The sequence below is a fragment of the Formosa sp. F44 genome, assembly GCF_056238645.1.
In genome coordinates this window covers 582,732-588,731 of sequence record NZ_JBWDLJ010000004.1, presented here as the reverse complement: position 1 = coordinate 588,731, position 6,000 = coordinate 582,732, and the positions used below count along the sequence as shown (strand labels likewise).

Sequence of the window (6,000 nt, the reverse complement as noted above, 5' to 3'; positions counted from 1 at the left end):
TTATACAACGAAATAAGATTACATTTATCTTTAGACTATAGAACACCAAATATGGTATATCAATTATCAGCTTAAAACCAATTTTTAACTGTAGCCATATTTCAGGACTAGACATTTGACCAAACCAACAAAAATAGAACTGAATTTAGGAAATCCGAAAAATGGATGGCTTCCGTTTGAATTAAATTCGGTGGAATTTGAATTGAAATTTAGTTCGTCAAATATTCCCAAAAATCCAATTGACAAACTTTGCGAATCTCTGATTTTAGCAATAAATGGAATTGAAACGGAAATATGCTGGAATTTGGAACCAGAATGTTATTTCTTTGAGCTAAAACCAAGCGGAAAAGGAATTGATTTTATTATCTCTAAAAGTGGCGGAATAACAGAGAATCGAAATCTGATTTATGAACTAACTGGAGATTTTGAGTCTGTAATTTTACCATTGTATCGGAGTTTAAAAAAGTTCAATACGTTGGAATTTGACAAAGCTGATTGGAAAAAAATTGACCAAGTAAAGCTTAATAAATTAACTAAATTGGTAAAAGACAGAAAAAATGGCTGATGGAAGTTTGTCGCAGTTTAAAGCGACTTTAGCAAGGAAAATAGAAAGAAATCAAAAAAGGCAAGCAAGGTCTGACAGAAATTCACCAAGCTATAAAAGTTTTGATTCAAAACCAGAATATAATTTCCCAAAACTATCTGAATCGGAATTAGAGAAAGTAAAAAGCGATATTCGTAAAAAAGCAAAATCGGAAAAAAAGAAGGAATTTATATCTATTGCTATTGTCTTTATAATTGTGACTTTGGTAATTTTATATCTTATTTAAGTTTAAATAAAAACTACTTACAACACCGTGTATAATTAATTGCTTTGTTCTTGCCTACTTGCGAAAATTCCTGCGGAATTTTCTCGGATTCGTAAAAGTTTGCTAACTTAGTTACTTAACCACGCAACTAACCAAGAACTGTGTTATAAACCAATAAAAAAGAGTTAATTTTTTAAACAATATTCTTCTGATACATTTTCATCCTAGATAAAAACATATTTAAATAAATAATATTAAAACCATGATTTACCTCACTAAAACACTCCTGTAGTTTTCGTCATACCACAAATGAGATTTAGCAATAGCAAAGGCTTGTTTTAATAGTTTATTACAGACTGCAACTAGAGCTAGTTTTTTACTCTTTCCTTTTGCAACAATCCTGTTATAAAGCTCTTTACAAGCTTTATTATGTTTACTTGCAGAGAAACTACACATAAATAATACTTTCCTCAATCTTCTATTTCCCATTTTACTTATTCTAGGTCTTGACCTTATACTGCTGCCAGATTCTCTTATTATAGGTGTTAGGCCTGCAAAAGAGCATAGTTCTGATGCTTTATTAAAACGCTCAAACCCATCTGTCAATACAATTAAAAGAGCGCTAGCTTTGGCTCCTAAACCAGGTATGCTTTTAATACGACTATGCAAGTCTTGATATTCTTCTTTTACTAATTTTAGAACGGTTATCTCCAGAGTTTCTATTTCCTTTTTATAAAAATTCAAGCTACGCTTTATTGAACGTATTACTCTAGGCACTGGGCAGCCTTGGGCTTCTTCAGAGTGTAATTTGTTTTTAAGAACAATTATTTCTTTAGTATATAAATTACTTAAACTTAATAGATGAGAACATTCTATTTGGCTCTTTGTCTGACCTGTCCATAAGCTGGGACTATTCATTATTGCATATTCATAAATCATTTTAGAATCACTCTTGTCTGTCTTTATTTTGGATAATTTCATTTGAATGAACCGTTTAACAGATAAAGGATTTTCAACACTAACTTTAATATTATGCTCTATTAGGTAATATGCCAATCTTAAATGATATACACCTGTAGATTCCATAACACAATGAGGATTACTACCCATAAGTTTGAGAAATTTTTTAAAGCCTATAAGCTCATTGTTAAACCGATGAAACAAACCGTCACTCCCCATCACATCAAAAACATCTTTACTAATGTCAATTCCAAAATAATTCGTATTTTCATTCATATTTAACATGTTATGAAGGAACGTATCTACCGTGTTTTCTACAACTTAAAAACGAGATCCTTAGTCTCTTAGAACTGTACGAAATAATAGTAGAAAAGAGAGAGGATTTTCAAGAAAAACGAGATCAAGTCTCACTATACAAAATAACCTTAATTCTCTCTTTTTGTTCTTTCTGATTTGATACTTAATTTATAACTTATATTTGATAAGCCTAACTTAAGTTATACGTAACCGTTGTACGCAAGCTGTGAAAACCTATGAGAACAATTAAATTCTTCATTCTTTTTTTATTTTTTAGCCAAGTTTCATTTGGACAAAATAACTGCGGAGATTTTAAAAATTATGAAGAATCTCAAAAGTGGATTAAGGAAATTAAACAGTTAAATCTTGAAGAGCGTAAAAACAAAATCTTCGATAGAATTAAATGTGAGCAAGAATCGGAACAAAGTGAAATTGACTTTTGGCTTACAATAATTATAGATGGTGGAATTTTTTCAACAGCAAATGACATTCCAAAGGAACAAATTGAAAATTTAAAATTAATTCCAGCTGAAAGTATTGACATTACGCAATCTCTATGAAACCAAGGGAATTTATCCTGAAAAATGCAATCTTGGTTTTGTTCTTATAAATCGTCCCGAAAAACCAGTACTTAACGAAATAACTGAACTCAAAAACATTCGGATAAAAAGAAGAAAAGGAAAAATAATCATCAAATTGGAATCTGAAATTGAAGACGATATTAAATTTGAATTAAACCATTTACTAAAAGGACATAGCACAACACTCTTTGTTAATACCGAGTTGAAAAAAGGAAATAACAGATTTGTTTTTAAAAGGAGTAACAATTTGCAACTTGTCGAATTAGAAATAAACGGAAAGAAATTAATTATAATAATATAAAAGCCAGCGTACAACAAAGTACTGTGGTAAAAAACAAGTAAAAAAGCATTAACTTTTCACTAAAGTACTTCTATAAGAATCATCATATATTAAACCAGATTTTGCGATAGCAAAAGCCTGTTTTAAAAGCTTATTACACACAGCTATTAAAGCCAGTTTTTTACTCTTCCCTTTTGCTACAATTCGTTCATAAATATCTCTGCATGCTTTGTTGTATTTACAAGCATTAAAACTGCACATAAATAATAAATTACGAAGCTTCTGATTTCCTATTTTACTTATTCTACTGCGTCCATTTACACTGCTACCACTCTTTCTAACTAATGGAGTTAATCCAGCATAACTGCAGAGTTCACTACCGCTTGTAAAACGCTCAAAACCATCTGTAAGAACCACAAGCATCAATGCCGTTTTGTTTCCAATTCCTGGTATACTTTTTAAGCGAATTAATACATCCTGGTGGACTTCTTTAACTAATACCATAAGTTTATCTTCTAAAGTTTTGATTTCTTTTAAAACGTGTTTTAAGCTTCGTTTAATAGAACTTACAACTGCTTTGCTAGGATTTCCTAAAACAGCTTCATCATGTATTTTATTCTTCAGCATAGTGCTCTGTTTTGTATACACAGAAAGGAGTCTGGTCATTTGAAGACATTCTGTTTGATGTTTGGATTGACCTTCCCAAAGCTTTAAATCTACTTGTTTTGCATATTCACAAATAAGTTTAGAATCACTTTTATCCGTCTTGATCTTAGACAACTTCATCTGGATAAAACGTTTAACAGCTAAAGGGTTTTCTACTGATACTTTTGTCCCTGACTCTAGTAAATAATAAGCCAATTGATAATGGTATGGACTACCTAATAAATTTGGTACTTTTTTTATGCGACATTATACATGCTTTTAATTTTCAATTCTAATTCCTTCTCCGCTGGAGTTTTAAAGTCTAAAGCAGAGTGTATTCTAGCGTTGTTATACCATTTTATATAGTTTTCAATAATTTGGTAAGCTTCAAAATAAGACTTAAAATTATGTCTATAAATACACTCGTACTTTATAGTCTTAAAAAAACTTTCGGCTACAGCATTATCCCAACAATTTCCTTTACGACTCATGCTTTGAGTGGATTTACAACTGAAACTAAGTAAGTCTGTTATTTTTTGTGAAGCATACTGGCTTCCTCTATCTGAATGAAAAATATGGTTTTCTGTGATTTCCCTCTTTTTTCTTGCTAAAATCCAAGCAGTATAAACAGTGTTTTCTGTGGTCATATCTTCACTTAAAACCCAAGACAGTACTTTTCTATCTGCTAAATCTAATATTGTTGTTAGGTAATTCCAGCGACTTCCCTCTTTAATATAGGTAATGTCAGACACCCATTTTTCACCAAGGCAGTTACTGGTAAAATCCCTGTTTAACAAGTTTTCTGAAATGGGGAAGGTGTGATTAGAATCTGTTGTGACTACCCTAAATTTTCTACTTAAAATACTTCTTAACCCCATTTGTTTCATTATATAGGCGATATAAGATCTGCTATAAAATGATCCTCGTCTTTCTAACATTTTCTGAACTCTTAAACTTCCGTAAATACCATTATTACCGTAATATATTTCTTTTATACTTTGTTTTAGAGACTCTAAACAAGTGTTGCTTAAGTTTTTATCTTTATTTCTTAACCAAGTGTAATAAGCATTTCTACTTACCTTCATACAATAACACATCTTTTCAACAGGGTACTTACCTGTATGATTTTTTATAAAACCATATTTTACCTGTCGTTCTTGGAAAAGATGCTTACCGCCTTTTTTAGAATATCTCGCTCTAATCTTATTTCTTTTAACTCTTTCTCTAAGGCCTTGATGCGAAGCCTCTCTTGAGAAGTGGTCTTATCCTGGGATGTCCCTTTTGTTTTTAAATCCTTTTTCCATCTATTTATAGAGGCTTCACTAACTCCATATTCTTCAGACAAAGACTTAACTGTTTTCCCTGTATTTAACAACTCTACAATGGTTGTTTTAAATTCCTGATCGTAATTCTTTTTATTCATATTACAAATTTAAGTTTATCACATAAATCTGTACCAACTAAAGTAGACATTCCAGTAGAATGTGTTTTGAAAGGATGACTCCGCGAGTTTCAATACTTCAGCTACACTTAGCATTGGCTAAAATCGAGATCTAAAGTCTCACAGAATTGATTGTGATTTAGTAATAAAAGAGAGAGGATTGTTAATGTTGTCGAAGTCTAAAGCTTCACCATATATATTAACCTTAATTCTCTCTTTTGTTCTTTCTGTTTTATATCTAATTTAATAGAAATCAAACTTAAGACGTATATAATTAATGGCTGGATTTCGTTTACTTACTAAAACTATTCCTTACTTCTCCCCCTACCTAAATACAAACTTTCATTTTGCAGTAACTAGATAAAATAATGTAAAGACTTTCATTATCATGACACGCAATCTTAAAAGATCATACATAATAACAAACTAGTGGATTAGAAAGCGACAAATTGTCTAGTTTTTTTTCAAACGACATTCACATTTCTAAAAAACTGATTTGATAAAAATCTAATAAACAACATATTAGTATTTGTCATTAAAAAAAGGAAAGAATTTTCTTAAAAAAACAACAGTTTTACTTAGACTGCGATAGTTATTTTGTTAATTTTAAATCACCTATTTAATTGTTCTTTTAAAAAAAAGTAAATGCCCCATTATCATTTTTTAGTAAACTCAACCTTAATTTTGGTTGGGATTATTGGCCTATTTGTAATATCACTCATGCTATTTTCGTATAGATCCAATATTTTCGTAAATATTTATTTAGTGATAATTTTTATGTTATGTTCTATTAGGACAATTAACATTGGCTTTTTTGAAATTATAAATGCCCAATCCTTATTTACTTCAAGATACCTTTTGCCGGTATATATAATTGCAGTGCCATCCCTATATTTATACTTTAAATCCTTAGTCAAAGACTATAATTATTTCAATAAAAATGAATTTCGCCATTTTTTATATCCTGTCTTTATTTTATTTTTTTAT

General features: G+C 30.2%; 6 protein-coding genes and 1 pseudogene. 3 read left to right on the top strand and 4 right to left on the bottom strand.

Features of this window, described 5'->3' with window-relative positions:
* The first annotated feature begins 115 nt into the window (after nucleotides 1–115).
* Nucleotides 116–565 (top strand): hypothetical protein, encoded by a 450-nt coding sequence (locus AC0UBM_RS15220; protein WP_475689187.1) that lies wholly within the window; start codon nucleotides 116–118, stop codon nucleotides 563–565.
* Entirely contained in the window at nucleotides 558–830 is a 273-nt protein-coding gene (locus AC0UBM_RS15215) for a hypothetical protein (RefSeq protein ID WP_475689186.1), read from the top strand. Before AC0UBM_RS15220 ends, AC0UBM_RS15215 begins: the two co-directional genes overlap by 8 nt.
* 246 nt (nucleotides 831–1,076) lie before the next feature.
* Here AC0UBM_RS15215 and AC0UBM_RS15210 read toward each other — a convergent pair whose 3' ends face one another.
* Entirely contained in the window at nucleotides 1,077–2,045 is a 969-nt protein-coding gene (locus tag AC0UBM_RS15210; protein ID WP_475689185.1) for an IS110 family RNA-guided transposase, read from the bottom strand.
* A gap of 257 nt (nucleotides 2,046–2,302) precedes the next feature.
* Between AC0UBM_RS15210 and AC0UBM_RS15205 the strand changes: the two genes are divergently transcribed.
* The gene (locus AC0UBM_RS15205) at nucleotides 2,303–2,626 is read left to right on the top strand and encodes a hypothetical protein (RefSeq protein ID WP_475689184.1); all 324 of its coding nucleotides are present in this window, start codon (nucleotides 2,303–2,305) and stop codon (nucleotides 2,624–2,626) included.
* A gap of 370 nt (nucleotides 2,627–2,996) precedes the next feature.
* Here AC0UBM_RS15205 and AC0UBM_RS15200 read toward each other — a convergent pair.
* From AC0UBM_RS15200 to AC0UBM_RS15190, 3 genes and pseudogenes are all read right to left on the bottom strand, one after another.
* Nucleotides 2,997–3,800, bottom strand: a pseudogene (locus AC0UBM_RS15200) (IS110 family RNA-guided transposase); the annotation flags it as partial.
* A gap of 29 nt (nucleotides 3,801–3,829) precedes the next feature.
* The gene (locus tag AC0UBM_RS15195) at nucleotides 3,830–4,774 is read right to left on the bottom strand and encodes an IS3 family transposase (RefSeq protein WP_475689194.1); all 945 of its coding nucleotides are present in this window, start codon (nucleotides 4,772–4,774) and stop codon (nucleotides 3,830–3,832) included.
* A complete protein-coding gene (locus AC0UBM_RS15190; protein WP_475689183.1) occupies nucleotides 4,717–4,995 on the bottom strand; it encodes a transposase in 279 nt (92 codons plus the stop codon). The genes AC0UBM_RS15195 and AC0UBM_RS15190 overlap by 58 nt, the downstream gene beginning before the upstream one ends.
* Nucleotides 4,996–6,000 lie beyond the last annotated feature (1,005 nt).

Coding starts and splice junctions, on each gene's coding strand:
- AC0UBM_RS15215 (WP_475689186.1), top strand. CDS start 558: ATGGCTGATGGAAGTTTGTCGCAGTTTAAAGCGACTTTAGCAAGGAAA.
- AC0UBM_RS15205 (WP_475689184.1), top strand. CDS start 2,303: ATGAGAACAATTAAATTCTTCATTCTTTTTTTATTTTTTAGCCAAGTT.
- AC0UBM_RS15210 (WP_475689185.1), bottom strand. CDS start 2,045: ATGAATGAAAATACGAATTATTTTGGAATTGACATTAGTAAAGATGTT.
- AC0UBM_RS15190 (WP_475689183.1), bottom strand. CDS start 4,995: ATGAATAAAAAGAATTACGATCAGGAATTTAAAACAACCATTGTAGAG.